The organism is Paraburkholderia sp. D15 (assembly GCF_029910215.1).
GTDB lineage: Bacteria > Pseudomonadota > Gammaproteobacteria > Burkholderiales > Burkholderiaceae > Paraburkholderia.
Map to the genome: position 1 here is coordinate 824,557 of NZ_CP110395.1, position 23,604 is coordinate 848,160.

Consider the following 23,604-nt stretch of genomic DNA (forward strand, 5'->3'; position numbering starts at 1 on the left):
CCCGCGCTACGCCTTTGTCATGTTCGCGTCGTCGCCGGGACACAAAGGCGACGCGGCCGTTCGTCGCGTTCTACGAGGATCTGCTGGTTTAGGCTAGCCGGCCGTGGGTCAAGCGGCGAGCGTCGTCTGGCTCGCCACCGTCGGCAACTCGAAGTAAAACGTGCTGCCCGCCGCCGGCTGATCGAGCAAACGGATGCGGCTGTGATGCAGTTCCAGCATGCGCCGCACGATCAGCAGCCCCAGACCGCCGCCTTGATGCGCACCGCCCGGACTGAAGGTGAATGGCCGCTCGAACAGCGCATCGCGTTGCTCGGCTGGAATGCCGGGGCCGGTGTCGCTGACCGTCACGGCCACCTTGCCGTCCTTGTGCGCGAGCACCACGTCGATGCTGCCGCGCTCCGGCGTGTGACGGATCGCGTTGTCGAGCAGATTCGTCAGCACGCGTTCGATCATTCCCAGGTCCGCATTGACCACCGGCAGGCGCGCCGGGATATCCGCGCGCAACTGGATATGCCGGGCCTCCGCCGACAGCTCGAATTTCTGGAACACGTCCTGCACCAGATCGACCAGCGAGAACTGTTCGAGCGTGAGTTGCACGTTGCCATGTTCGAGCCGCGCGAGTTCGAACAGCGACTGCGCGAGCCGCCCGACCTTCACGCTTTGCGCGAGCGCGATCGCCAGATAGCGTTTGCGTTCCGTGTCGCCGAGCGTGTCGGCCTTCAGCGACAGCGTTTCCAGATAGCCATGCAGCGAGGTGAGCGGCGTGCGCAGGTCGTGCGAGATATTGGCGATCAGTTCGCGACGCTGCTGGTCCTGCCGCGACAGCGCGCGCCATTGTTCGCCGATGCGGTCCGCCATCTGCGCGAAAGTCGCTTCGAGCACGGTGATTTCGTCGCGCCGTCCGGGGCGTGACGAACGCGGCACGCTCGGTTGCGTGTCGGGTTCGCCGTCCGCGTCGAAGCGGCGCATTGCCTCGGTGAGCCGGCGCAGCGGCCGCGTGATCAGGCCGAACGCGGTCAGACCCGCGAGCAGCACCAGCAGCGCGACCAGCGCCATCGACCACAAGGTGTTGCGCAGTACCGAACTGGCCGCCACGCGCGCGGCCAGGGCGTCGTGTTCCTCGCCCAGCAGCACCACATAGATATGGCCCGACGGCTGCTGGCCGCTCAATTGCAGCGGCGCGGCGCTGAACACCTTTCTGCCGTCGACGCTGCGTGGATCGTCGCCGAGAATCGGCAGCGCATCGCCGGCGATGAACTGGCGGATCGGCGTGACGTCCACGCGTTCGCGCTTCACGTGACCGGCGGGCGCATCGTCGCCCTTGATGTTGCCCGCGTTGTCGAGCAGATACACCTCCACGCTCGGGTTCACCGCCATCAACTGGCCGAATAGCTGGCGCACGGCGTCGGGCCGCAAGCCGTTCGCGTCCATCAGCGGCGCGCGGTGCGCGATATGGTCGGCGAGATTTCTCGACAGGCTTTGCACGACTTCCTTCTCGTGCAGATCGCTGGAGCGGATCTGCAACCAGGCCGACGCGCCGCAGCACGCGAGCAGCAACGCGGTGAAGACGATCGCGAGCCGTTGGGTGAGCGTGAGGTTCACGGTGTGTCCTTTGGCGGCGTAACGGACGCCGGCGTGGAGGCGGACGCGGGCGCATCGCCCGGCGCCGCGAGCTTGTAGCCGCGCCCCCACACCGTCACGATGCGTTCGGGCTGGGCCGGATCGGCCTCGATCTTCGCGCGCAGCCGGTTGATGTGGGTGTTCACCGTGTGTTCGTAGCCTTCGTGCTGATAGCCCCACACGGCGTTGAGCAGGTCCATCCGCGAGAACACCTTGCCCGGATGCTGGGCGAAGAAATACAGCAGGTCGAACTCGCGCGGCGTCAGCTCGATCGGTTTGCCGTCGGCGCGGGCCTCGCGCGTGAGCGGATCGATCGTGAGACCGGCGATCCGCAGGTTGCCGGCGTCGATGCGCGAGTCCTGCGCCATCGCCTGCACGCGCCGGAACAACGCCTTCACGCGGGCCACCAGTTCGAGCATCGAGAAGGGCTTGGCGAGATAGTCGTCGGCGCCGAGTTCGAGGCCGAGAATCCGGTGCACTTCGCTCGAACGGGCGCTGGTGATGATGATCGGCGTGTAGCGCGCCATCGCCCGGGCGCGCCGGCAAATCTCCAGACCGTCGACGCCCGGCAGCATCAGGTCGAGGATCAGCGCGTCCCAGTTGCCTTGCTCCAGCAACCGCAGGCCTTCGTTGCCGTCCGCGCTGTGCACGACCTCGTAACGCTCGTCCCGCAGATGCAGGCTCAGCACGTTGGCGATGTCGACGTCGTCCTCGACGATCAGGATGCGTTTCGGTTGGTCCATGCGAGGGTCCGTGGCGGGGGCGGTGGGTGGTCAGACGGATGCGGATGGAGCCGCGGCCGTGGCGTCATTGTGCGCAATTTCGGGGCAGCGAGTTATCACATTTAATTTAACTTTTCGTGAGGACTTCGACACCGTGCGCGCACTACGATGCGTCCATCTCCTCGAATCCGGCGCGCCCGGTCCAGCTTTCCCGACCCGGACGCGCCGCTGCCGAGCTCCGCTCGCTGACATTCACGACACTTACGACACTCATCACTCACGCCCGGAACCGACATGTTACTCATCGTTCTTGCTTATCTCGGCGGCGCCCTGACGATCCTCAGCCCGTGCATCCTGCCGGTGCTGCCGTTCGTGTTCGCCCGCGCCGACCAACCGTTCGTGCGCAGCGGCCTGCCGTTGCTCGCGGGCATGGGGCTGACCTTCGCGCTCGTCGCGACGCTCGCCGCGGTGGGCGGCGGCTGGGTCACGCAGGCCAATCAATACGGACGCTGGATCGCCATCGTGCTGCTCGGCGTGTTCGGCCTGACGCTGCTGCTGCCGCGCTTCGCCGATCATCTGATGCGGCCGCTCGTCAGCGCGGGCAACCGTCTGTCGAATTTCGCGCAAGGCGATGGCCAGCAGGTGCGGGCCGGTTCGTCGTTCCTGCTGGGGATCGCCACCGGCCTGCTGTGGGCGCCCTGCGCCGGTCCGATTCTCGGCCTGGTGCTGACCGGTGCCGCGCTGCGCGGCGCGAGCGTCGGCACGACCTTGCTGCTGATCGCGTATGCGGCCGGCGCGGCGACTTCGCTGGCGGTGGCGTTGCTGATCGGCGGCAAGGTGTTTACCGCGATGAAGCGCTCGCTGGGCGCCGGTGAATGGATTCGTCGCGGGATCGGCGCGGCGATGCTGGCCGGCGTCGTGGCGATCGCGTTCGGCGTCGATACCGGCGTGCTGGCGAAGGTGTCGACGGTGGCGACCGGCGGGCTCGAACAGAAGCTGGTGGACAAGCTGTCGCCGGGTACGAATGCGGGCGGCCCGGCTAGCGCTACCAACGTCGCGGGGGTGTCCGGCGCCGGCGGCGATATCAATCTCAGCGCTAACGGCAACGGCAACGGCAACGGCAACGGCAACGGCAACGGCAACGGCAACGGCAACGGCAACGGCAACGGCAACGGCAACGCCAACGGCAACGCCAACGCCAACGCCAATGGCAGCGCCGACACCGACGCCCATGGCGGCATGATGCGTGCCGTCGTCGCGCCGTCGGTCGCCTCCGCGCTGCCGGTGGAAGGCGTGTTGCCGCCGCTGAACGGCGCGGTGCAATGGCTGAATTCGCCGCCGCTGACGCAGCAGGATCTGCGCGGCAAGGTCGTGCTGGTCGATTTCTGGACGTACTCGTGCATCAACTGCCTGCGTTCGCTGCCGTACGTCAAGGCGTGGGCGCAAAAGTACAAGGATCAGGGGCTTGTCGTGATCGGCGTGCATGCGCCGGAGTTCGCGTTCGAACGCAATGTCGATAACGTGAAGAAGGCGGTGCACGACCTCGGCGTCGACTATCCGGTCGCGATCGACAACAACTACGCCATCTGGCGCTCGCTGAACAACCAGTACTGGCCGGCGCATTATTTCGTCGACGGCAAAGGGCAGATCCGCTATCACCATTTCGGCGAAGGCGACTATGCTGAATCGGAGAAGGTGATCCAGCAACTGCTGACCGAAGCGGGCCACGCGAGCGCATCGAAGGTCGCGCTCGGCATTGCGAAGGGTAGCGCGCAGGGCGTGCAGGCCGCCGCGGACGGCAACGACATGCAGTCGCCGGAGACCTACATCGGCTATGAGCGCGCGGAGAATTTCGTGTCGCCGGGCGGCGAGGCGCAGGACAAGGTGCACACGTATGCCGCACCGTCGTCGCCCGACGTCAACGAATGGGGGCTGGCCGGCGCATGGAAGGTCGGCGCGGAACACGCGACGCTCGCCGCTGCATCGGGACGGATCGTCTACCGCTTCCATGCGCGCGATCTGCACCTCGTGCTCGGCCCGGGCGCGGACGGCAAGCCGGTGCGCTTTCGCGTGAGCGTCGACGGCGCGGCGCCGGGCGCGGCGCACGGCACCGACGTCGCCGCCGACGGCAGCGGCACGGTGACCGAACAGCGTCTCTATCAGCTGGTGCGGCAAAGCGGCGACGTCGCGGATCACACATTCGCGATCGAATTTCTCGACCCGGGCGTGCAGGCGTTTGCCTTCACGTTCGGTTGACGGGGCCGGCGCGCGGAGCAGGCGGCGCTGGCTGGTGGATGCCGTGTGCTCCCGGATGCGCTGTCTGCGGGTGCGCGTAGTTGCGCTTAGTTGCGCGTAGTTGTGTCTGATTGCGTGTGACCCGATCACTTCTTGTTTGAAGGCTAGACATCATGGATACGAAAAGCGTTGAACGGTCGTTGTCGAAGTCGTCGTTGCGGTCGACGTCGCCCAGGCGTTCGCCGTTGACTGGACTGGCAGTCTGCGCCGCATTGCTTGCCGGCGTGTTCGCCGTGCAGCACGTCGCGCACTCCGCCGAGGCGGTCACCAAAATTCCACCGCCCGCGCAGGATGAAAAAGCCGGCGCCGCGCACAGCGAAACCGCGGTCTTCGCGGGCGGCTGCTTCTGGGGCGTGCAGGGCGTGTTCGAACACGTGCGCGGCGTGAAGCAGGTGGCGTCGGGTTACAGCGGCGGCGCGGCGGGCACCGCGCAATACGAAACCGTCAGCGAAGGCGATACCGGCCACGCCGAGTCCGTACAGATTACGTACGACCCGACGCAGATCAGCTACGGCCGCTTGCTGCAGATTTTCTTTTCGGTCGCGCATGATCCGACCGAGCTGAACTACCAGGGCCCCGATCACGGCACGCAGTACCGGTCAGCGATTTTCCCCGCGGATGCGCAGCAGCGCAGCGTCGCGCAGGCCTACATCGCGCAGCTGGACAAGGCACACGTGTATTCGGCGCCGGTCGTCACGCGTGTGGAGGATTTCAAGGGCTTCTATCCGGCGGAAAACTATCACCAGAATTTCCTCGCGCTGCATCCGGATTACCCGTACATCGCGATCAACGATATGCCGAAGGTGAGCGCGTTGAAGAAGATGTTCCCGGATCTGTATCGCAACGATCCGGTGTTGTTGAAGGTGGGTGGTTAGTAGAAACGGCAGCCACTGCGCACCGGCCAGGCCGGTGCGCAACTTCATGAAGCGGTGGAGCATCCGGCGCGGGGTTTCTCGGACCGAAGCGGGCGGTGTTCTCGCGGCCGCCACCGTGTTGGTTAGCGCGGGAATCACTTCTTCCCATTGACGCTTGATTGAAGGGGTTTATCGAACTGGCGCGGAGGCCTGGAATGGCTTCGGCCGTGTCGAGGACTTCACTCTGACCGGCGCGCTTAAAGCAGGCTCTGCTGCAAGGGTTGCCGATGTTCCCAAACCTTGACGATGGTCGATTCGATGACGAGTTTCGCGCCCGCGATGCTCTGCACCTGGCGTAAATCGACGACGAGCACGTCGCCTTTACCGAAGCGCTCGCCCGCATCGATCTTCGCAAGAAACGCCTTGTCTTCGATCGGTGCATGAAAGCTGGCGATGCCGTCATGCACGCGCCATTTGTTGCCGTCCTTGAAGGTCAGCGATTCGATGGTCAGCAGTCTTTTCGATGTCGTGTCGGAGACGACTTCGGCTCCCGCATCGGAGGTCGACGCACTAAACGAGGCGATCTCGTCGTCGCGAACGTCGAGTACCACGGTATCACTGACCACCACGCCGAATTCAGTGATGCCGTCGCGTTCCAGCGGAGAGACCACCTTTTCGAGACTGGATCGAACGACGACGTTCCGATACAGGCGGATCACGTCGCGCTCGACCTCGATCGCTTCGGTTTGAGACATCCAGACCTTTGCCACATCGCCTTTCTGTTCGATCTTGATGGGCGGCCGTCCTTTGAGCATGCGCAACAGGCCGATCAACCCGCCGGCCAATCCGCCACCGGTAATGCCGACGATCTGCATGATGGTCCAGCCGTTCGCGATCGCCGTTGCTCCGTTTCCGGAAAAGATATCCTTGATCTGCGAAAGCAGGTGCTGCGAAGCGATCAGGTCGATCCCGAATGAGCCGGCCTTGAAGCTGGCATTCACCTGCACCCGAACTTCCGCCGCCTCGCCGTTTATCTCCTTGTTCGCGGCCGTGAACAGGTCGGCGAACGCGACAAGCGCCGGGGCGAGGTCGCGCACATCCATCCGATGCTCTTTAAGAGCCGGGCCGTCGTACACGACGTGAAAACGCTCATGGTTGCTCATGTCCATAGTTTAAGGGCAGCGCAATATGGTATCCAGGGCCGCAACAGTGAAGAGCGGGGCACGGCATCTTGCCCTGAATGCAATGGACAGACAATTTTCGAGAAAGCTGACCGGGAGTGGCGCGTGGTCGATTGCTAAGCGGATAGGGATTTTTCCCTATCGGACGAATCGTCGCGCATCAAACCGGCTCTCCTGATCCTCTGACGCGATCTTCCGGAGCGCCCGGCATTCCATTGCATGAAAACGTGGGACGACAGCGTAGCTGTATGTTTTACAAAGAGAATTGCGCAATGGAACCGGACGGCTCACGCGTCGCGAGCGGCCGATTTGAGGGCCAAGGCGTCGAGAATGAGCGCCGCTAGCCCTGTCCGCCATCCCCTTCTTGAATTTGTCACCACCCGTCCATATAATTAGCACTCGCTGCACGAGAGTGCTAACAACATCGCCGGTTGGCTCTGCCAGCCGGGTTTTCTCAGCGTTCTTCAGTCTCAATCAGAGAGGAGTATGTATGAACCTTCGTCCTTTGCATGATCGCGTGATCGTCAAACGTCTGGATCAAGAAACCAAGACCGCGTCGGGCATCGTGATCCCCGAAGCCGCAGCGGAAAAGCCGGATCAAGGCGAAATCCTCGCAGTCGGCCCGGGCAAGCGTGACGACAAGGGCGCTCAAATCGCGCTCGACGTGAAGGTCGGTGACCGCGTCCTGTTCGGCAAGTACGCAGGCCAGACCGTCAAGGTCGACGGCAACGAACTGCTCGTGATGCGCGAAGAAGACATCATGGCCGTGGTGCAGAAGTAAGCGCATAGACGCTACTTCCCGGTCATATCCCAAAGAATTCAAGGAGTTAGAAGATGGCAGCTAAAGACGTCGTATTCGGTGATTCCGCCCGTGCCAAGATGGTCGAAGGCGTGAACATTCTCGCGAACGCTGTGAAGGTCACGCTGGGTCCGAAGGGCCGCAACGTTGTCCTGGAACGCAGCTTCGGCGGCCCGACGGTCACCAAGGATGGTGTCTCGGTCGCGAAAGAGATCGAACTGAAGGACAAGCTCCAGAACATGGGCGCGCAAATGGTCAAGGAAGTTGCTTCCAAGACCAGCGACAACGCAGGTGACGGCACCACGACCGCAACGGTTCTGGCTCAGTCGATCGTCCGCGAAGGCATGAAGTACGTCGCATCGGGCATGAACCCGATGGACCTGAAGCGCGGTATCGACAAGGCTGTCGCCGCTGCAATCGACGAACTGCGCAAGATCAGCAAGCCGTGCACGACCAACAAGGAAATCGCGCAGGTCGGCTCGATCTCGGCAAACAGCGACTCGTCGATCGGCGATCGTATCGCTGAAGCGATGGACAAGGTCGGCAAGGAAGGCGTCATCACCGTCGAAGACGGCAAGTCGCTGCAAGACGAGCTGGACGTTGTCGAAGGTATGCAATTCGACCGCGGCTACCTGTCGCCGTACTTCATCAACAACCCGGACAAGCAAGTCGCCGTTCTGGACAACCCGTTCGTGCTGCTGCACGACAAGAAGGTCTCGAACATCCGTGACCTGCTGCCGGTCCTGGAACAGGTCGCTAAGGCTGGCCGTCCGCTGCTGATCATCGCGGAAGACGTCGAAGGCGAAGCACTGGCAACGCTGGTGGTGAACAACATCCGCGGCATTCTGAAGACCGTTGCCGTCAAGGCGCCGGGCTTCGGCGATCGCCGTAAGGCCATGCTGGAAGACATCGCGATCCTGACCGGCGGTCAAGTCATCGCTGAAGAAACCGGCCTGACGCTCGAAAAGGCAACGCTGGCTGAACTGGGCCAGGCGAAGCGCATCGAAGTGGGCAAGGAAAACACCACGATCATCGACGGCGCAGGCGAAGCTGCGAACATCGAAGCGCGCGTGAAGCAGGTTCGCAAGCAAATCGAAGAAGCAACGTCGGACTACGACCGTGAAAAGCTGCAAGAGCGCGTTGCCAAGCTGGCAGGCGGTGTTGCGGTGATCAAGGTCGGCGCTGCGACCGAAGTCGAAATGAAGGAAAAGAAGGCACGTGTCGAAGACGCACTGCACGCAACGCGCGCAGCGGTGGAAGAAGGCATCGTGGCTGGCGGCGGCGTCGCGCTGATCCGTGCACGTACGGCGATCGCCGGCCTGAAGGGCGCTAACGCCGATCAGGACGCAGGTATCAAGATCGTTCTGCGCGCGATGGAAGAGCCGCTGCGTCAGATCGTCACGAACGGCGGCGAAGAAGCCAGCGTCGTGGTCGCGGCAGTTGCTGCCGGCCAGGGCAACTACGGCTACAACGCAGCGACCGGCGAGTACGTCGACCTGGTCGACGCAGGTGTCGTGGACCCGACGAAGGTCACGCGTACGGCACTGCAAAACGCAGCATCGGTGGCAGGTCTCCTGCTGACGACCGACGCAGCTGTTTGCGAACTGCCGAAGGAAGATGCACCGATGCCTGGCGGCATGCCCGGCGGCATGGGCGGCATGGGCATGGACATGTAATTTCGCTCGGGCCTCGCCAGAGGCTCGACTGGAAACACATGGGAAAGTGCGTCGCGAGACGTGCTTTCCAAAAGCAAAAAACCCGCAGCGATGCGGGTTTTTTGCTTTTGGAGCGGGCGGAATGGATGCGGGAAAGACTCGGGCGGAAGCAAGCCTTGGTCAAGACACAACGAAGTGCCGCCCGCGCGGGCGGCATGTGATCTAGCCGCCCTGACAACCCGGCATCAGTGTCGTGCTTCGCCCGGCGTCGCGCCTTTGCCGCTAGTCGGCGGCGTGTCCTCTTCGTTGCTGCGCGCCCAGAAAAAGCGATCCGGCATATAAGCGCCCATGCCTGGGCGGAACGCATTGCGCATCGCCTGATACAGATATTCCTGCGCTTCACGTACCGCCTCGGCCGGGTCCTGGCCATTGGCCAGCAGCGCGGCAATCGCGGAGCCCAGCGTGTCCGTCAACCCCGTGATCCGATGGCTGCCGCGGTCCCACATGTCCTGACGCAACTGGCCGTCTTCACTGAACAGCGTGTTCACCAGCCGATGCGTCCCGGTTTCCGTCGACAGAATGTATTCGCAGCCTTGCGACAGCAAATGCGAGATCGCGGCGTCGAGTGTCGGGGCTTCCGCGTCGCCGTCGGGCTGGGCGAGTGCGAGCAGGGTGGTGGCGTCCGCAACCAGCAGCGTGGTCTGCGGTGCGAGCAGGTCGGCGATCGCTTCGCGCAGTTCGTCGGCGGCGAGCACGTGTTCGTCGTCGAGCGTGAAATCAGGCGCGAGGATCAGCGGCACGTCGTCGTAATCGGCGACGACTTCGGCGATGGCGCTCACCACTTCCGCACGCGTGCAGGCGCCGACCTTGAAGGCGGCGATCGGCATGTCTTCGAGCAGCATCCGCGCTTGTGTCGCGACCACTTCGGGGTCGAGTCCGGTGACTTCGTCGCAGCTCGCCGAGTCGCGCACCGTGTAGCCGGTGAGCACGGACACGCCATGGCAGCCCATGCTGGCAAGGGTCATCAGGTCAGCTTGCAGGCCGGAGCCGCCGGTGGGATCGGAGAGGCCGAAGGTGAGGACGATCGGAGGCGTATCGCTGGGCATGAAAATTGGCAAAAAGGAGCTAAATTTGGGCGCGGTAGGCGCGCGATCGGCTCAATTATGCGGCCTAAACCGTCACGAGGGCGTTTTTTCGCATCCGTGAATCCACGGGCGGCGGCGAGTGCCCGCGCGTTGCGCCGCGAGCTTGCATGAACGTTGTTTGAGCCGACGCAAAGCGCATAAGCAAAGGCCGCCGCGCGCTACGCCGACGCGTTTCTGATTGCTAGGCATTGGGGCGGCAACACGGTACCATCATGGCTCCCGTTTCCACGGACTCTACGACGCGACACAAGAATGGAATATCAAAGCTGGATGTGCCTGATTTGCGGCTGGATTTACGACGAAGAAGCCGGTTTGCCGGACGAAGGCATCGCGCCGGGCACCCGCTGGGCGGACGTTCCCATTAACTGGACTTGCCCGGAATGCGGCGCGCGCAAGGAAGACTTCGAGATGGTCCAGATCTGAAGCCGGCGCTGTCGTCACCGGCGCTCGGGCGCATTGGCGGTTAAGACCTGACTTGACGCGCCGGCTCGGGCTCAAGCCCGAGCCGCGCACTGGCACGCTACGGCGGCGACAGGTTTCGGTCGAGCATCGCGCCCGTTGCGTTCGTCGGATCGAATGCATGTCATGCGATCGTTCAGCGCTTTACTCCAGCCTGTCGGCGCGGAACGCCGATTGCGTGGTGTCGCGGCGGTAGTCCGTCATTGTCCTGCCACCGGTTCGCGCATTAGCCGAGCAGTTAGCGTGCAACGCGTAACGGCGGCCCGTCAGCATTCTGTCGCCCGCTCATGACTTCTCGATCCGCTGCACCCGTTTCCTTCGACGCCTTGCCGAACCCACGCGGCGGCGCGGTCCGCCCCGCCGAACTCGCGCTGGCCGAAGCGCTGCTGGCCTTCGAACAACACACCGAGAGCGCGTCGGCGCTGCTGCGCGCGTCGCACGCGTTGCGCACGGCCGGCTGGCTCAGCGCGCAGCGCTTCGCGGATGCGCTGGTGCGGCTCTCGCCGCTGGCCGAAGGCGATCCGGCCGTCCCCGACAATGCGCGCCCGGTTTTCGGCGCGGCGCTCCGCGATTTCCGCGCGGCGCTCGAACGACACAATCTGCGCGAGCTGTCCTGCTCGCCGACCTTGTTCCATCACTATCGCGCGGTCTGCGGGCACCTGTCCGAGCACGCGCCGGGGACGGGCGTCGCGTTCGAGGATCTCGCGTTGACGGGGCGTCCGGTGCCGCCGGTGTCGATGCATGCGCAATCGGGCGACCGTCTCGCGCATCTGCGGGCGCGCTACGAGCGCGCGTTGCTGCCGGTGTTGCGCGCGCAGCCCGACAGCGGCAGCGCGGCCGTGCGTGCGGCGACCAACGCCGCGCTCGATGAACTCGACGCGGTGCTCGCCGAACTCGCCGATCCCGATCCCTACGATTTCTGGCGCCTCGCCAAGGCCTGCGCGAAGGCGTTGCGAGTCAGCGGCCGCGCGACGGGCGAAACCGATGCACGGCGCTTCTACGCCCGTTGCAATCTCGCGCTGGCCGATCATGCGCGCGGCATCCAGCGCGCGCCGCGTTCGCTGGTGCGCGCGACGCTGGCGCTGCTGTGGCGCGACTACGCCTTGTTCGGCGCCGCCGCCGAAGATGCCGACCAGGTCGAAGTGCTGCACGACTACGGCCTGACCGTCGACTGGCACGTAGCCGGCACCCAGGCGTCCGAAATGCTGTGGGAAGCGGGCGCGGTGCAGGCGCAGTCGCTCAGCGCGACGCTCGGCCTGCAGACGCGCGAGCTGGGCGTGCTGGCCGTCAACGCGCACGCGTACGAGGATTTCCTGCAGACCGCGGATGCGTCGATCTCCGCGTTGACCGACCATGCGCGCGCAGCCGATCAGCCTGAGAAGGCCGACCCGAGCGAAGCGCTGCAGGCAGGTGACGCCGCGTACCGGCTTGGCGCCGCCGCATGCGCGCTGGGTCTTGGCCATGTCGCGTTGCTGGCCGATGCGCTGGGTCTCGCGTGGCGGCGTCGTGCGCATGCGGCGGTGGCCACGCCCGCGGTCCGCGCGCATGTGATCGTCGGCGCACCGGCGGCGAGTACGCTCGAACAAAGCGCCGAAGCGTTGCGTGCGACGCTGCACAAGGTGGCCGCGGGCGTCGCGCCGGCCGGCGGCGGCGCCGCGTTGGCGGGGCTTGCCGCGCTGACGCGCGCGATCGAGGAAGGCGGCGCGTGACACACGCCTGAAACGCGGCGGCACCACGCACCGCGCGTCCTAACCAACGCACGCGTGCGTGATAGAGTGCAACCTGATTCGCCGTCGATGGCGCGCGGCACGCTTCACGGCACAGCCTGCGGTTCCACGCTCAAAGCCCGCCATCCCGCATCGTCTTTGCTAAAATCCGAACTATGTCCAAGAGTACCGATCGCATCAATCTGACCAACCAGTTCCTGATCGCCATGCCGAACATGGCCGATCCGACGTTTTCGGGAACGGTGGTCTACCTTTGCGATCACAGTGAGCGCGGCGCGCTCGGCCTCGTGATCAACCGGCCGACCGATATCGACCTGCAAGCGCTCTTCAATCGCATCGACCTCAAGCTCGAGATCGAACCCCTTCTCCATGTGCCCGTGTATTTCGGCGGCCCGGTGCAAACCGAGCGCGGCTTCGTGCTGCACGATCCGAAAGACGGCAATGCGTACACGTCGTCCATGTCCGTGCCGGGCGGCCTTGAAATGACCACGTCGAAAGACGTGCTCGAGGCGGTCGCGGGCGGCACCGGGCCGGAACGCTTCCTGCTCACGCTCGGCCACGCCGGCTGGGCCGCGGGCCAACTCGAGGAAGAGATCTCGAAGAACGGCTGGCTGACGGTCGAGGCCGATCCGAAAATCGTCTTCGACGTACCCGCCGAAGAGCGTCTCGAAGCGGCCCTCGCGCTGCTCGGCATCAACCTGTCGATGCTGTCGGGCGAAGCAGGTCACGCATGAGCGTGGTCGCCGGGCGTGAGGCGACGCTGCTCGCGTTCGACTACGGTGAAAAACGCATCGGCGTGGCGGTCGGCAATTCGCTGACGCGCAGCGCACGTCCGCTCGTGATCGTGCAGAACCGCAGCCGCGAATACCGCTTCGAAGCGATCGGCAAATTGATCGCCGAGTGGACGCCGGCCGCGTTGATCGTCGGCCTGCCGATGCATCCGGACGGCGCGCCGCACGAAATGACCCAACTGGCGAAACGCTTTGGCAATCAGCTCAACGGCCGGTTCAATCTGCCCGTCACGTGGATCGACGAACGCTATTCGTCGGTCGAGGCGAAGGCGGAGATTCGCGCCGGCAATGGCCGCGCCGACATGCTCGACGCGCAAGCCGCCAGCATCATCCTCCAGCAATATCTTGACGGACTGTCCGACGAACATGAGTTCCATTGACGCCGAAGCGCTTTACCGCGCGTTGCTCGACCAGATCCGCGCGGCTTACGGCGACCAGCTCGGCGCGCGCGAGCGCGGCACGGGCGCCGAAGATGCCGAAGGCGCGGTGCTGGCCGGCATTCATAGCGGCGGCGCCTGGCTCGCCGCGCGGCTGGCGCGCGACTTGAACCTGCCGAGCTTCGGCGTGGTGAACGTGGCGCTGCACCGCGACGACTACGCGAAGAAAGGGCTGCACTCGCAGGCAAGCCCGACCTCGCTGCCGTTCGCGGTCGATGGCCGCCGCATCGTGCTGGTCGACGACGTGCTGTACACCGGGCGCACGATCCGCGCGGCGCTCAACGAGCTGTACGACTACGGCCGGCCGGCGTCGGTCGAACTCGCGGTGCTGGCCGATCGCGGCGGGCGCGAACTGCCGGTGGCGGCGCGTTTCGTCGGCGGCGTGGTGGAGGTGCCTGCCGATGCGACGCTCGTGCTGGCCCGCGAGGAAGGCAGTAACGCGGGCGACGCGGGCGACGCGCGTTTCACCTTCCATACCGAAGCACGCGTCGATTGAAGCTGAAGCGCGACGCCAGGCGAAGTCGCCAACGCGCAGCGCAATTCGTTTTTTCCCACGCAAACGCAACACGGATTTTTCGAGCCGGCCGCCCGGCACGGCAGCAAGCACGCGGCACGGCATCGTCACACGCAGTCGGCGTCGATCCCGATCAGGTCGACGCCCGTATTTGAAGCAGGTACACCATGAACACCGCCACCCAGGCTTCGAAGGATTCCGCCGACAGCGCCACCGAGCGCTTCCGCTACGGCTTCCTGAAGGGCAACCCGCAGCTCACGAAAAACGGCGAGCTCAAACATCTGTTGTCGATCGAAGGTTTGCCGAAGGCGATCGTCAATCACATTCTCGATACCGCCGATCAGTTCGTCAGCGTCACCGATCGCGAAGTGAAGAAGGTGCCGTTGCTGCGCGGCAAGTCGGTATTCAACCTGTTCTTCGAGAACTCGACGCGCACCCGCACCACCTTCGAGATCGCCGCCACGCGGCTGTCGGCGGACGTGCTGAATCTGAACATCAACGCGTCCTCCACGAGTAAGGGCGAGTCGCTGCTCGACACGATCAACAACCTGTCGGCGATGCATGCCGACATGTTCGTCGTGCGTCATGCATCGAGCGGCGCGCCGTATCTGATCGCCCAGCACTGTGCGCCGCACGTGCACGTGATCAATGCCGGCGACGGCCGTCACGCACACCCGACTCAGGGTCTGCTCGACATGTACACGATCCGCCACTACAAGAAGGACTTCACGAAGCTGCGCGTGGCGATCGTCGGCGACATCCTGCACTCGCGGGTCGCACGTTCGGACATTCATGCGCTGACCACGCTCGGCGTGCCGGAAGTGCGCGCGATCGGTCCGCGCACGCTGCTGCCGGGTGGTCTCGAACAGATGGGCGTGCGGGTGTTCCACAACCTCGACGAAGGGCTCAAGGACGTCGACGTGATCATCATGCTGCGTCTGCAGAACGAGCGGATGAGCGGCGCGTTGCTGCCGTCGGCGCAGGAGTACTTCAAGAGCTGGGGCCTGACGCCCGAGCGCCTCGCGCTGGCCGCGCCGGACGCGATCGTGATGCATCCGGGACCGATGAACCGCGGCGTCGAAATCGACTCGCAGGTGGCCGACGGTCCGCAGTCGGTGATCCTGAATCAGGTGACCTTCGGGATCGCGGTGCGCATGGCGGTGATGGGCATCGTCGCGGGAAATAACGATTGACGGGTGCGTTTTCCGGCGCGCCGCGGCCATGCGCGAAGGCAGTACCCGAATGAACGGTCGCACCGCAGCGTAAGACCTGACGCCGGAACCCGACCCCAAGCTTAACCATTAAGGCAGCGCATGAAGATTCACATTCAAGGCGGCACGCTGATCGATCCGGCAGCGGGCACCGAACAGCAACAGGACGTTTTTATCGCGGCGGGCGAGATCGTCGCGCTCGGCCAGGCGCCGGCCGGCTTCCAGGCGGACACCACGCTCGACGCGCACGGGCTGCATATCGCGCCGGGTCTGGTCGACCTGTCCGCGCGTCTGCGCGAGCCCGGCTACGAACACAAGGCGACGCTCGAATCCGAAATGGCCGCTGCGCTGGCAGGCGGCGTGACGAGTCTCGTCTGTCCGCCGGACACCGATCCGACGCTCGACGAACCGGGCCTCGTCGAGATGCTCAAGTTCCGCGCGCGCAATCTGAACCGGGCGCACGTTTATCCGCTCGGTGCGTTGACGGTTGGCCTCAAAGGCCAGGTCATCACCGAGATGGTCGAGTTGACGGAGGCGGGCTGCATCGGTTTCTCGCAGGCGGATGTACCGGTGGTCGACACCCAGGTGCTGATGCGCGCGCTGCAATACGCGAAGACCTACGGCTATACCGTGTGGCTGCGTCCGGTGGATGCGTACCTCGGCAAGGGCGGCGTGGCCGCGAGCGGCGCGCTGGCGTCGCGGCTCGGGTTGTCGGGCGTGCCGGTGTCGGCGGAGACCATCGCGCTGCATACGATTTTCGAACTCGTGCGGGTCACCGGCGCGCGGGTGCATCTGTCACATGTGTCGTCGGCGGCGGGCATTGCGCTGATGCGCGCGGCCAAGGCCGAGGGCCTGCCGGTTTCGTGCGACGTCACCGTCAACCACGTGCATCTGATCGATCTCGACATCGGCTATTTCGACGCGCAGTTCCGCCTCGATCCGCCGCTGCGTCAGCAGCGCGACCGCGAAGCGATCCGCGCGGGTCTGCTGGACGGCACCATCGACGCGATCTGCTCCGACCACACGCCCGTCGACGACGACGAAAAGCTCCTGCCGTTCGCCGAGGCCACGCCGGGCGCGACGGGCCTGGAGCTGTTCCTGTCGCTGACGGTGAAATGGGCCGACGAAGCCGGTGTGCCGCTCGCCAAGGCGCTGAACCGCATCACCGCCGCGCCGGCCGACGTGCTGGCGCTGACGGCGGCAGGGCGCGTCAGCGTGGGCAGCGTGGCCGACCTGTGCGTGTTCGACCGTCATGCGCACTGGCGCGTCGAGCCGCGCGCGTTGAAGAGCCAGGGGCACAACACGCCGTTCCTCGGCTATGAACTGCCGGCGCGCGTGCGGGCGACGATCGTCGCCGGTCACGTCGCATTCGAACAGCGCTAATATCCGCGGCATCGTCCCGATACGGAAAGCTCCGACCATGAAGCTAGCGTTACGCAAGGCCCGTCTCGTCGCGCATCTGCTGCGCGGCATGTGGATCGTGGCGACACGGTTTCCCAAGGCCAGCGCGCAGCAGCGCGAGGCACTGAACCGCGAATGGTCGCTGAAGATGCTGCGCCTGTGCGGCATGCGGCTTGTCGTGCATAACGACGCGGCGCGGCTCGATCGTGGCGCGCTGGTGGTGGCCAATCACATTTCCTGGATCGATATCTACGTGATCAATGCGTGGCGGCCGACGCCGTTCGTGTCGAAGGCGGAGATCCGTCAATGGCCGGTGGTCGGCTGGCTCGCGCAGCAGCTCGGCACGGTGTTCATTCAGCGCGAGAAGCGCAGCGACGCGAAACGGATCATGCACGAACTGTCCGACCGTCTGAGTGCGGGCGAACTGATGTGCGTGTTTCCCGAAGGCACGACGTCGAACGGTCTGACGCTGTTGCCGTTTCACGCGAACATGTTTCAGGCGGCCGTGTCGGCGGCGGCGCCGGTGCAGCCGTTGTGCATCGTGTATGAAGACGCGCAGGGCCGGCAATCCACCGCGCCGGCGTATATCGACGATCTGTCGCTCGCCGACTCGCTGAATCTGCTGTTGCGCGGCGGGCCGCTCACTGCGCACGTGTATGTCGGTGCGGCGATTCCGCCGGGCGCGGACCGGCGGACGTTGGCCGCGCAGGCGCAGGAGTCGGTTGCGGCGGCGTTGCGGGCGTTGCAGGGGGGCGCGGCGAGCGCGGGTGCGGTGATCGTCGAGAAAGACGCGACGCAACCGGCTGCTGGAGGATCGATCGATGCGGAGCCGGTTGCGTATTCGCCGGCTGTTGCAGGTCGCGATCCGGTGGATCGTTCGAGCAGCTCGGCCTGACACGGCAGCGCTTTTCGTCTTGCCGATGTGTCCAGCGTCGGGATAGCGGGCCGCCTTGTGCGGCCTTCAATTTTTGCGCGTACGGTTCCGCTTCGAACGAGGCACGCGCCAGCCTTCCGTTCCGCCTCAGTTGCCGCCGTTCGGCACGCGGCAATTCTCGCAATCCACCTGGGTCAGCGTACGCGCCGCCGGATCTTGCGTCAGGCGGATCGCCGACAGCTTCTCGCCCCATACGCAGCCCGAGTCCAGGCCGATCAGGTTTTCGCGCACCGTCAGGCCGAGCGCGGCCCAGTGGCCGAACACCACGGTGACGCCGGCGGTTTTGCGCGACGGCACGTCGAACCACGGCATGCAGCCCGAAGGCGCGGCATTCAAGCCGCCGCTGCTGCTGAAATCCATCACGCCGTCGGCATTGCAGAAACGGATGCGCGTCAACGTGCTGCACGTCAGGCGCAAACGGTCGATACCCTTCAACTCGGGCGACCACCGGTTCGGCTCGTTACCGTACAAGCCGGCGAGCGTTTCCTTCCAGTTCGGCGCGCGCAATGCGCGCTGCAATTCGTCCGCGAGTTCGAGTGTGAGGTTCACGTCCCATTGCGGCAGCACGCCCGCATGCACCATCAGCATGCCTTGGTCGAAGTGCGCGAGCGGGCGGTGGCGAACCCATTCGAGCAGGTCGGCGGCATCCGGCGCGGCGAGGATTTCGCCGATCGTGTCGCCCTTTTTCGCCTTGCGAATACCCGCCGACACCGACAGCAGATGCAGATCGTGATTGCCCAGCACCGGCACCGCCTGATCGCCGAGTGCGATGATGTCGCGCAGCGTGGCGAGCGATTCGGCGCCGCGGTTGATCAGGTCGCCGGCGAACCAGAGCGGCGTGCCGGCCGGCGGCGCGGCCTTGGCCAGCAATTGCTGGAACGGCGTGCGGCAGCCTTGCAGATCGCCGAAGGCAAGCGGTGCAAGCGATGCGTGAGGAGACGGCGAGGAGGGTGAAAGCGTGGTGGCGGGTGTCATCGAGGATTGGGTACGGGTCGATACACGCGGTGACGCAGGAGTCGTGCCGCGTTGAGCAGTGCAACAAGCCAGCGTGACATAATAGCCCGTTTGATGCATGAATATCGCGCCGCATGGGCCCGGAGGCCGGCGGCGCAAGGCACGCTGCCTGCTGGCCACGCTCAAGCGGCATGTTGTCCGCGATATTGCACTACAACAGGACGCCCTACATGAATCACGACAGCCTTTCCTCGTCGCATGCGAAGCAACCTGTGCGCACCCTCGTCACCGGCGCGAACGGTTTCACCGGCCGCTATCTGGTGGACAATCTCCGGCGCAGCGGTCATACGGTGATCGAAACGATCGCCGGGCGCGACGAACCCGAAACGCCGACGCGCGTGCGGCTCGACATCACGTCGCCGGATGCGTGCCGCCGCGCGCTCGAACTGACGCGGCCCGATTACATCGTGCATCTGGCGGCCATCAGTTTTGTCGGGCATGACGATCCGCTGGACTTTTATCGCGTCAACGTGATCGGCACGCTGAATCTGCTGGAAGCCTGCGCGGCCATCGGGCTCGCGCCGCGCAAACTGCTGATCGCGAGCAGCGCGAACGTGTACGGCAACGTGACGAGCGAGGCGATCGACGAAAGCTTTCCGGTCACGCCCGTCAATCATTACGCGGCCAGCAAGGCGGCCATGGAAACGATGGTGCGGACGTGGTTCGACAAGCTGCCGATTCTGATCGTGCGGCCGTTTAACTATACGGGGCGGGGGCAGGCATCGAACTTCCTCGTGCCGAAGATCGTCGAGCACTTCGCGCGGCGCGAATCGCGCATCGAACTGGGCAATATCGATGTCGCGCGGGATTTCTCGGATGTGCGGTATGTGGCGAGCGCTTATGAGGCGCTGCTTGAGTCGGGGGCGGCGGCGGAGACGGTGAATGTGTGTACGGGGACGCCGTATACGCTGCGGGAAATTCTGAGTTCGGCGAGCGAATTGACCGGCCATGAGCTCGAAGTTCGGGTTAATCCCGCCTTCGTGCGACCAACCGACGTCAAAATGCTGGCCGGCTCGCCGACGAGGCTGCGCGCGCTCGTGCCGGCGGTCGAATCGATTCCCTTCGTCGACACGCTGCGCTGGATGCTGGCTGCCTGACGCCGCACCTTTCGGCGGCGTCGATTCCGCTACTCGCGCGGACGACGCGTATAGCGCGCATCACCAAAATAGCCGGCCGATGCGGCCCGCATCGTGCGCATGTTGAAACGGCCTTGCAAGCGATTTGTCAAGCTGTTTCAAGTTGTTAGGGTTCTGGTTTTTACCCCGGACCGCTTTATAATCTTGGGGCATCATCAAAATGGCAAATAAGCGCCCACCCGCTGCTGGGCGCGGCCGCCGCCCAACGTCGGCGAGAACGAATACCACAACGCGGGGTGCGCGGAACCGGTGAGATAAGCCGGTCCGGCATCAACATCTAGAAGGGAAATTCATGATCCTGGTAACGGGCGGCGCCGGTTTTATCGGCGCCAATTTCGTGCTCGACTGGCTCAATGCCTCGGACGAAGCAGTGCTGAACGTCGACAAGCTGACCTACGCCGGCAACCTCAGCACGCTCCAGTCGCTACAGGACAATCCCCTGCATGTCTTCGTGCGTGCCGACATCTGCGACCGTGCCACGCTCGACACGTTGTTCGCCGAGCACAAGCCGCGCGCCGTGCTGCACTTCGCCGCGGAAAGCCATGTCGACCGCTCGATCCACGGTCCGGCCGATTTCGTGCAGACCAACGTCGTCGGCACCTTCACGCTGCTCGAAGCCGCGCGCGCCTATTGGAGCGCGTTGAACGACGCGGACAAGGCGGCCTTCCGCTTCCTGCACGTTTCCACGGACGAAGTCTTCGGCTCGCTGTCGCCCACCGATCCGCAATTTTCCGAGACCACGCCCTACGCGCCGAACAGCCCGTATTCAGCGACCAAGGCCGGCGCCGATCATCTGGTGCGCGCCTACCATCACACGTATGGTCTGCCCACGCTGACCACGAACTGCTCGAACAACTACGGGCCGTACCATTTCCCCGAAAAACTGATCCCGATGGTGATCGCGAGCGCGCTGGCAGGCAAACCTTTGCCTATTTACGGCGACGGCCAGAACGTGCGCGACTGGCTGTATGTCGGCGACCACTGCGCGGCGATCCGCGAAGTGCTCAAGCGCGGCACGCCGGGCGAAACGTACAACGTCGGCGGCTGGAACGAAAAGACCAATCTCGACGTGGTGCACACGCTGTGCGACCTGCTCGATGAACTCAGCCCCAAACAGGCCGGCTCGTATCGTGAGCAGATCACGTTCGTGAAGGACCGCCCGGGTCACGACCGCCGCTATGCGATCGACGCCCGCAAGCTCGAACGCGAACTCGGCTGGAAGCCGGCCGAGACCTTCGAAACCGGTCTTCGCAAGACCGTTCAGTGGTATCTGGACAACCAGCCGTGGGTGCAGAACGTGATGACCGGCGAATACCGGAACTGGCTGGCGAAACACTATGCAGTCTGACGCAACGCGCATCCCCACTCTGCTCGTCACGGGTAGCAACGGCCAGGTCGGCTTCGAACTGCGCCGCAGTCTCGCGCCGCTCGGCCGTGTGATTGCGCTCGACCGCAACGCCTGTGACCTGACGAATCCGGAAGCCGTGCGTGGCGCCGTGGCGCAATGGCGCCCCGACGTGATCGTCAATGCCGCCGCCTACACGGCGGTCGATAAAGCCGAAACCGACGCCGATACCGCCTACGCGATCAACGGCATCGCACCGGGCGTGCTTGCCGAAGAAGCGCGCTTGCTCGGCAGCCTGCTGGTGCATTACTCGACGGACTACGTGTTCGACGGTCGCAAGGACGGCGCTTATACGGAAACGGACGCGGTGAATCCGCAATCCGTCTATGGCAAAAGCAAACTGGCCGGCGAGCAGGCCATCGCCGGATCCGGCGCGACGGCGCTGGTGTTGCGCACCTGCTGGGTAGCTGGCGCGCACGGCGGCAACTTCGCCAAAACCATGCTCAAGCTGGGTCGTGAACGCGACAGCCTGCGTGTGATCGCCGACCAGTTCGGCGCGCCCACCACGGCCGCGCTGATCGCCGATGCGACCGCGCAGATCGTCGCGCGTCACTGGCTGCACGGCCGGCGCGAGACGTTCCCCGCGGGCGTGTATCACCTGGCCGCCGCCGGCGAAACCAGCTGGCACGGCTATGCGACCGAAGTGCTGCGCAGCGCCGCGGCACGCGGCATCGAGTTGAAAGTGGATCCGGCGCGCATCGAGGCGATTCCGTCCACGGCTTATCCGCTGCCCGCGCCGCGTCCGGCTAATTCGCGGCTGGATACGAGCAAGCTGCGGGCGAATTTCGATATCCATCTTCCGGATTGGCGGCAGGGCGTGCAGTTCCTGCTCGACCAGATCCTCTCCTGACGATCCGCACCATGCGCAAAGGCATCATTCTCGCCGGCGGTTCCGGCACGCGGCTTTATCCGATCACCCGTTCGGTGTCGAAGCAGCTGCTGCCCGTGTACGACAAGCCGATGATCTACTACCCGCTGTCCACGTTGATGCTGGCGGGGATTCGCGACATCCTGGTCATCTCCACGCCGCAGGACACGCCGCGTTTCGCGGAGATGCTCGGCGACGGCAGCAACTGGGGTATCAATCTCCAGTACGCGGTGCAGCCGTCTCCGGATGGTCTGGCGCAAGCGTTCATCATCGGCGAGCAGTTCGTGGGTAACTCGCCGAGCGCGCTGGTGCTGGGCGACAACATTTTCTACGGCCACGACCTGCAAGGGCTGTTGGGCGAGGCGGACGCCCAGGCGGACGGCGCGACCGTCTTCGCGTATCACGTGCAGGACCCGGAGCGCTACGGCGTGGTTGCGTTCGACGCGAACGGCAAGGCCGTCAGCATCGAGGAAAAGCCGGCGGTACCGAAGAGCGGCTTCGCGGTGACGGGCCTCTACTTCTACGACAACGATGTCGTCGACATCGCCAAGGCGGTGACGCCGAGCGCGCGTGGCGAACTGGAAATCACGGCCGTCAATCAGGCCTACCTCGAGCGCGGCAAGTTGAGCGTCCAGATCATGGAGCGCGGCTATGCATGGCTCGACACGGGCACGCACGACAGTCTTCTCGAAGCGGGGCAATTCATCGCGACGCTCGAGCACCGGCAAGGGCTCAAGATCGCGTGTCCGGAAGAAATCGCGTGGCGGCAGGGTTTCATCGATAGCGAACAGGTCGACAAACTCGCGCAGCCGCTGGCCAAGAGCGGCTACGGACAGTACCTGCTGCGCCTGTTGAAACACGAGAGAACTGCATGAACATCGTTAATACCGCTATTCCCGACGTGCTGATCATCGAACCGAAGGTGTTCGGCGACGCGCGCGGGTTCTTCTACGAAAGCTTCAATCAGCAGCGTTTCAACGCCGCTGTCGGGCAGAACATCGAGTTTGTTCAGGACAACCATTCGCTAAGCGCGAAGGGTGTGCTGCGCGGGCTGCACTTCCAGATCGATCCGATGCAGCAGGGCAAGCTGGTGCGTGTGGTGCGCGGCGAGGTGTTCGACGTCGCGGTCGACATCCGTCCGGATTCGCCGACCTTCCGTCGCTGGGTCGGCGTGAATCTGTCCGCGGAAAACAACCGGCAGATGTGGATTCCGCGTGGCTTCGCGCATGGTTTCCTGGTGCTCTCCGAACAGGCCGAATTTCTTTACAAGACGGACAACTACTATTCGCCGGAGAACGAGCGCTCGATCCGTTGGGACGACCCGAGTATCGGCATCGAATGGCCGCTTGCCGTGCAGCCGAATCTCTCCCAGAAAGACGCCATTGCTCCGGCCCTGGCGGACGTGCTGGGGTAGGCCGGTTTGAGCGCGCTTGCGG

At 64.6% G+C, this 23,604-nt stretch carries 22 protein-coding genes; 17 read left to right on the plus strand and 5 right to left on the minus strand.

Going from position 1 to position 23,604, the window contains the following annotated elements; all coding sequences use genetic code 11:
- Positions 1 to 108 precede the first annotated feature (108 nt).
- Both LFL96_RS03540 and LFL96_RS03545 read right to left on the minus strand, forming a co-directional pair.
- Positions 109 to 1,602 carry a HAMP domain-containing sensor histidine kinase gene (locus LFL96_RS03540; protein ID WP_280998069.1) on the minus strand — a complete coding sequence of 498 codons (1,494 nt, stop codon included), beginning with the start codon at positions 1,600 to 1,602 and terminating at the stop codon, positions 109 to 111.
- Positions 1,599 to 2,363 (minus strand): response regulator transcription factor, encoded by a 765-nt coding sequence (locus LFL96_RS03545; RefSeq protein WP_280998071.1) that lies wholly within the window; start codon positions 2,361 to 2,363, stop codon positions 1,599 to 1,601. Before LFL96_RS03545 ends, LFL96_RS03540 begins: the two co-directional genes overlap by 4 nt.
- Positions 2,364 to 2,636: 273 nt before the next feature.
- On the opposite strand from LFL96_RS03545, the gene LFL96_RS03550 reads away from it, so the two are divergent.
- Entirely contained in the window at positions 2,637 to 4,598 is a 1,962-nt protein-coding gene (locus LFL96_RS03550; RefSeq protein WP_280998073.1) for a cytochrome c biogenesis protein DipZ, read from the plus strand.
- Positions 4,599 to 4,750: 152 nt separating this feature from the next.
- Positions 4,751 to 5,512, plus strand: a complete 762-nt coding sequence (msrA, locus tag LFL96_RS03555; protein ID WP_280998075.1) for a peptide-methionine (S)-S-oxide reductase MsrA — start codon at positions 4,751 to 4,753, stop codon at positions 5,510 to 5,512.
- Between the two features lie 236 nt (positions 5,513 to 5,748).
- Here the strand turns inward: msrA and LFL96_RS03560 are convergent, their stop codons facing one another.
- Entirely contained in the window at positions 5,749 to 6,627 is an 879-nt protein-coding gene (locus LFL96_RS03560) for a hypothetical protein (RefSeq protein WP_280998077.1), read from the minus strand.
- Between the two features lie 535 nt (positions 6,628 to 7,162).
- Between LFL96_RS03560 and groES the strand changes: the two genes are divergently transcribed.
- The gene (gene groES / locus LFL96_RS03565) at positions 7,163 to 7,453 is read left to right on the plus strand and encodes a co-chaperone GroES (RefSeq protein WP_007178996.1); all 291 of its coding nucleotides are present in this window, start codon (positions 7,163 to 7,165) and stop codon (positions 7,451 to 7,453) included.
- A 53-nt stretch (positions 7,454 to 7,506) separates the two neighbouring features.
- Entirely contained in the window at positions 7,507 to 9,147 is a 1,641-nt protein-coding gene (gene groL / locus LFL96_RS03570; RefSeq protein WP_280998109.1) for a chaperonin GroEL, read from the plus strand.
- Positions 9,148 to 9,371: 224 nt separating this feature from the next.
- Here the strand turns inward: groL and LFL96_RS03575 are convergent, their stop codons facing one another.
- A complete protein-coding gene (locus LFL96_RS03575) occupies positions 9,372 to 10,232 on the minus strand; it encodes a hydroxymethylpyrimidine/phosphomethylpyrimidine kinase (protein WP_280998111.1) in 861 nt (286 codons plus the stop codon).
- 291 nt (positions 10,233 to 10,523) lie between these two features.
- Here LFL96_RS03575 and LFL96_RS03580 point away from each other — a divergent pair, with 291 nt between their 5' ends.
- The 8 genes from LFL96_RS03580 (at position 10,524) to LFL96_RS03615 (ending at position 17,706) form a co-directional block, all read left to right on the plus strand.
- Entirely contained in the window at positions 10,524 to 10,694 is a 171-nt protein-coding gene (locus tag LFL96_RS03580) for a rubredoxin (protein WP_013338354.1), read from the plus strand.
- Between the two features lie 323 nt (positions 10,695 to 11,017).
- Positions 11,018 to 12,439, plus strand: a complete 1,422-nt coding sequence (locus tag LFL96_RS03585) for a hypothetical protein (RefSeq protein WP_280998118.1) — start codon at positions 11,018 to 11,020, stop codon at positions 12,437 to 12,439.
- A 173-nt stretch (positions 12,440 to 12,612) separates the two neighbouring features.
- On the plus strand, positions 12,613 to 13,191 hold the full coding sequence (locus tag LFL96_RS03590) for a YqgE/AlgH family protein (protein WP_280998120.1): 579 nt from the start codon (positions 12,613 to 12,615) through the stop codon (positions 13,189 to 13,191).
- Complete coding sequence (ruvX, locus tag LFL96_RS03595; protein WP_280998122.1) at positions 13,188 to 13,628, plus strand: Holliday junction resolvase RuvX; 441 nt, start codon at positions 13,188 to 13,190, stop codon at positions 13,626 to 13,628. The genes LFL96_RS03590 and ruvX overlap by 4 nt, the downstream gene beginning before the upstream one ends.
- The gene (gene pyrR, locus LFL96_RS03600) at positions 13,615 to 14,181 is read left to right on the plus strand and encodes a bifunctional pyr operon transcriptional regulator/uracil phosphoribosyltransferase PyrR (RefSeq protein ID WP_280998124.1); all 567 of its coding nucleotides are present in this window, start codon (positions 13,615 to 13,617) and stop codon (positions 14,179 to 14,181) included. The genes ruvX and pyrR overlap by 14 nt, the downstream gene beginning before the upstream one ends.
- A 185-nt stretch (positions 14,182 to 14,366) precedes the next feature.
- Complete coding sequence (locus LFL96_RS03605) at positions 14,367 to 15,392, plus strand: aspartate carbamoyltransferase catalytic subunit (RefSeq protein WP_280998126.1); 1,026 nt, start codon at positions 14,367 to 14,369, stop codon at positions 15,390 to 15,392.
- Between the two features lie 120 nt (positions 15,393 to 15,512).
- On the plus strand, positions 15,513 to 16,793 hold the full coding sequence (locus LFL96_RS03610) for a dihydroorotase (RefSeq protein WP_280998128.1): 1,281 nt from the start codon (positions 15,513 to 15,515) through the stop codon (positions 16,791 to 16,793).
- Positions 16,794 to 16,830: 37 nt separating this feature from the next.
- Positions 16,831 to 17,706, plus strand: coding sequence for a lysophospholipid acyltransferase family protein (locus tag LFL96_RS03615; RefSeq protein ID WP_280998130.1), 876 nt, complete (start codon positions 16,831 to 16,833; stop codon positions 17,704 to 17,706).
- Between the two features lie 126 nt (positions 17,707 to 17,832).
- Here LFL96_RS03615 and LFL96_RS03620 read toward each other — a convergent pair whose 3' ends face one another.
- Positions 17,833 to 18,720 carry a symmetrical bis(5'-nucleosyl)-tetraphosphatase gene (locus LFL96_RS03620; RefSeq protein ID WP_280998132.1) on the minus strand — a complete coding sequence of 296 codons (888 nt, stop codon included), beginning with the start codon at positions 18,718 to 18,720 and terminating at the stop codon, positions 17,833 to 17,835.
- A 209-nt stretch (positions 18,721 to 18,929) separates the two neighbouring features.
- Here LFL96_RS03620 and LFL96_RS03625 point away from each other — a divergent pair, with 209 nt between their 5' ends.
- The 5 genes from LFL96_RS03625 (at position 18,930) to rfbC (ending at position 23,582) form a co-directional block, all read left to right on the plus strand.
- Positions 18,930 to 19,856, plus strand: a complete 927-nt coding sequence (locus LFL96_RS03625; protein WP_280998134.1) for a GDP-mannose 4,6-dehydratase — start codon at positions 18,930 to 18,932, stop codon at positions 19,854 to 19,856.
- Between the two features lie 331 nt (positions 19,857 to 20,187).
- Positions 20,188 to 21,243 carry a dTDP-glucose 4,6-dehydratase gene (gene rfbB, locus LFL96_RS03630; protein ID WP_280998137.1) on the plus strand — a complete coding sequence of 352 codons (1,056 nt, stop codon included), beginning with the start codon at positions 20,188 to 20,190 and terminating at the stop codon, positions 21,241 to 21,243.
- Positions 21,233 to 22,150 (plus strand): dTDP-4-dehydrorhamnose reductase, encoded by a 918-nt coding sequence (gene rfbD / locus LFL96_RS03635; RefSeq protein ID WP_280998139.1) that lies wholly within the window; start codon positions 21,233 to 21,235, stop codon positions 22,148 to 22,150. The genes rfbB and rfbD overlap by 11 nt, the downstream gene beginning before the upstream one ends.
- An 11-nt stretch (positions 22,151 to 22,161) precedes the next feature.
- On the plus strand, positions 22,162 to 23,043 hold the full coding sequence (rfbA, locus tag LFL96_RS03640) for a glucose-1-phosphate thymidylyltransferase RfbA (protein ID WP_280998141.1): 882 nt from the start codon (positions 22,162 to 22,164) through the stop codon (positions 23,041 to 23,043).
- A complete protein-coding gene (gene rfbC, locus LFL96_RS03645; protein ID WP_280998143.1) occupies positions 23,040 to 23,582 on the plus strand; it encodes a dTDP-4-dehydrorhamnose 3,5-epimerase in 543 nt (180 codons plus the stop codon). Before rfbA ends, rfbC begins: the two co-directional genes overlap by 4 nt.
- Positions 23,583 to 23,604 lie beyond the last annotated feature (22 nt).

Bases quoted from the DNA above. Each gene is read 5' to 3' on its own strand.
- LFL96_RS03545 (WP_280998071.1), bottom strand. From the start codon at position 2,363: ATGGACCAACCGAAACGCATCCTGATCGTCGAGGACGACGTCGACATC.
- LFL96_RS03550 (WP_280998073.1), top strand. From the start codon at position 2,637: ATGTTACTCATCGTTCTTGCTTATCTCGGCGGCGCCCTGACGATCCTC.
- msrA (WP_280998075.1), top strand. From the start codon at position 4,751: ATGGATACGAAAAGCGTTGAACGGTCGTTGTCGAAGTCGTCGTTGCGG.
- groES (WP_007178996.1), top strand. From the start codon at position 7,163: ATGAACCTTCGTCCTTTGCATGATCGCGTGATCGTCAAACGTCTGGAT.
- groL (WP_280998109.1), top strand. From the start codon at position 7,507: ATGGCAGCTAAAGACGTCGTATTCGGTGATTCCGCCCGTGCCAAGATG.
- LFL96_RS03575 (WP_280998111.1), bottom strand. From the start codon at position 10,232: ATGCCCAGCGATACGCCTCCGATCGTCCTCACCTTCGGCCTCTCCGAT.
- LFL96_RS03580 (WP_013338354.1), top strand. From the start codon at position 10,524: ATGGAATATCAAAGCTGGATGTGCCTGATTTGCGGCTGGATTTACGAC.
- LFL96_RS03585 (WP_280998118.1), top strand. From the start codon at position 11,018: ATGACTTCTCGATCCGCTGCACCCGTTTCCTTCGACGCCTTGCCGAAC.
- LFL96_RS03590 (WP_280998120.1), top strand. From the start codon at position 12,613: ATGTCCAAGAGTACCGATCGCATCAATCTGACCAACCAGTTCCTGATC.
- ruvX (WP_280998122.1), top strand. From the start codon at position 13,188: ATGAGCGTGGTCGCCGGGCGTGAGGCGACGCTGCTCGCGTTCGACTAC.
- pyrR (WP_280998124.1), top strand. From the start codon at position 13,615: ATGAGTTCCATTGACGCCGAAGCGCTTTACCGCGCGTTGCTCGACCAG.
- LFL96_RS03605 (WP_280998126.1), top strand. From the start codon at position 14,367: ATGAACACCGCCACCCAGGCTTCGAAGGATTCCGCCGACAGCGCCACC.
- LFL96_RS03610 (WP_280998128.1), top strand. From the start codon at position 15,513: ATGAAGATTCACATTCAAGGCGGCACGCTGATCGATCCGGCAGCGGGC.
- LFL96_RS03615 (WP_280998130.1), top strand. From the start codon at position 16,831: ATGAAGCTAGCGTTACGCAAGGCCCGTCTCGTCGCGCATCTGCTGCGC.
- LFL96_RS03620 (WP_280998132.1), bottom strand. From the start codon at position 18,720: ATGACACCCGCCACCACGCTTTCACCCTCCTCGCCGTCTCCTCACGCA.
- LFL96_RS03625 (WP_280998134.1), top strand. From the start codon at position 18,930: ATGAATCACGACAGCCTTTCCTCGTCGCATGCGAAGCAACCTGTGCGC.
- rfbB (WP_280998137.1), top strand. From the start codon at position 20,188: ATGATCCTGGTAACGGGCGGCGCCGGTTTTATCGGCGCCAATTTCGTG.
- rfbD (WP_280998139.1), top strand. From the start codon at position 21,233: ATGCAGTCTGACGCAACGCGCATCCCCACTCTGCTCGTCACGGGTAGC.
- rfbA (WP_280998141.1), top strand. From the start codon at position 22,162: ATGCGCAAAGGCATCATTCTCGCCGGCGGTTCCGGCACGCGGCTTTAT.
- rfbC (WP_280998143.1), top strand. From the start codon at position 23,040: ATGAACATCGTTAATACCGCTATTCCCGACGTGCTGATCATCGAACCG.